Below are 1,816 nucleotides of genomic sequence, written 5' to 3'. Positions count from 1 at the left end.
AGATGCCTAGATATCTCTACCATTTTATCCTCTCTTTTAGAATGAAATAGCCCTGCCTCAATACCTCCATTTTATAGTTATTAAAACCAATGCAAACTCCGATTTCACCAATTAATTTATCGGTAGGAATATGTATACCATAGGGGGCTGAATCTCCCAATACAAATAATGCTTTAGTATTAGGTTTTAAAACTCTGTAAACATCTTTAAGGATTTTATACATATCATTAAAATATCCAATTAACATGAGATCATAACTCTTTTTTCCGCCTTTAATTTTTCTTAATTCAGCAAGTTTATGGGCAGAAGTTTGGATAAAATTAGTAATTTCATCACATTCTTTTCTGAAGTCATCTAACAAAATGTACCGAGAATCGCCTCGTAATACTTGAGTGGTTGCTGATGTTATTAACTTCGTGCGAAAATTATCTGATATCTCTTTCCAATTCTTAGCATCACCCCAAAAATATAGTTCTAATCTTGTTCTATCTGAATAATCAAAGTTATTTAGATAAGGAGGTGAAGTGAATACATAATCTACAGATTGATTTTTAATAAACATTTCTGTATTTCTTGAATCTGCATTGAAAAGGTTATGCGTTGATTTTTGATGATTTTCAGATGAGCCTTGTTTGATATTTTTAATATCTTTTAGCATTTGATATGATAGCTTCATGAACTCAACCAAAACTTCTTTATCGGCAGAAGTTGGTTTCAACTTTTTAGGTGCTATGTAAGGCCATCCTGTAGCTGCGCTAGATACATCTCTAAGCAGTGCAGTAATAACCACATAGAAAAAATCGAATACTGGTTCTGATAGTCCTTCAGCTTCCAAAATATTCTTGAGTATATAGAGTTTTTCAATAGTATTTTTTGAGTAGCATTTAATCACCAATTCAGGAAAACAATTTTCAATACTAAATTCTTGTTGATTTATGGTTTCATCTAATTTTTTGATAAAGATATTTTCTACCTTCTTTATAAAGATTACAGCTTCTTGATAATTTATTTCCCAGTTCATTTTTGCTTTCGCAATTTTGTATACAAAGGGATGAGCTTCTACACCAAATGAAGAGATTGCCAAGCTTTTACAAGTTAAATTTGTAGTACCAGATCCCATAAATGGATCATAAACAACCATATCTGACGTAATCCCAAAACGTTCTATTGAATGAATAACAGCTTTATAAGAAAAGCCAGCAGGATAAGTGAACCAACGATGGACAGGTGCTTTTAAACTATCCTTAAATGTACCCCAATTTTCGATTTCGTTTTTACTGTTTTTACTATTTATATCTTCAATTTCAGAGAATAAACTTAACTGCTTAATAGTTTCCATCTGGACTACACTGGTAAATAAATTATGTGGATCAAAAAATGAGTAATCAAAATTGTAATAAATGAAATAATTGATAGGCAACCCACCCTTGTTTTAATGTTCACTTCTTAGATCATACATCGTCTGTAACACTTCTTGGAAATAATTTTCACATCTTCCTTAAATTACTCTTGCTGCTTGAGTTGAGAAATAGAAGCTTCCGTGAATTCATTCAAACCAAACAGCGATAAAATATCACTCCACTCCTGCTGATAAATAGTGCGATTTTCCGCCAACTTACTTAAAGTTTCATACCAGATATTATTTTTCGCATAGAAAACATATTGTTTTTGAGGAATAGTTTGCTTTAACTGTTGTACAAGTTGAAGACTTGGTTCAACTCTTTTAATCCAACCATTAATATTAATATTGGTTGTTGAACCGTAACTGTTCACACTCCCCCACTAAAAAGGAATTAGGAAGTAACAGGGATAGGAG

Annotated in this window: 2 protein-coding genes; both read right to left on the bottom strand. The window is 31.7% G+C overall.

Going from position 1 to position 1,816, the window contains the following annotated elements; genetic code table 11:
- Positions 1-16 precede the first annotated feature (16 nt).
- Positions 17-1,339, bottom strand: a complete 1,323-nt coding sequence (locus FJR05_RS10445) for a DNA methyltransferase (protein WP_168644041.1) — start codon at positions 1,337-1,339, stop codon at positions 17-19.
- Positions 1,340-1,503: 164 nt separating this feature from the next.
- A complete protein-coding gene (locus FJR05_RS10440; protein WP_371416872.1) occupies positions 1,504-1,773 on the bottom strand; it encodes a DUF928 domain-containing protein in 270 nt (89 codons plus the stop codon).
- Positions 1,774-1,816: the final 43 nt, after the last annotated feature.

Origin of the sequence: Dolichospermum sp. UHCC 0259, from assembly GCF_009711935.1 — a bacterium.
GTDB lineage: Bacteria > Cyanobacteriota > Cyanobacteriia > Cyanobacteriales > Nostocaceae > Dolichospermum.
This window is presented reverse-complemented; position numbering and strand designations above follow the sequence as displayed.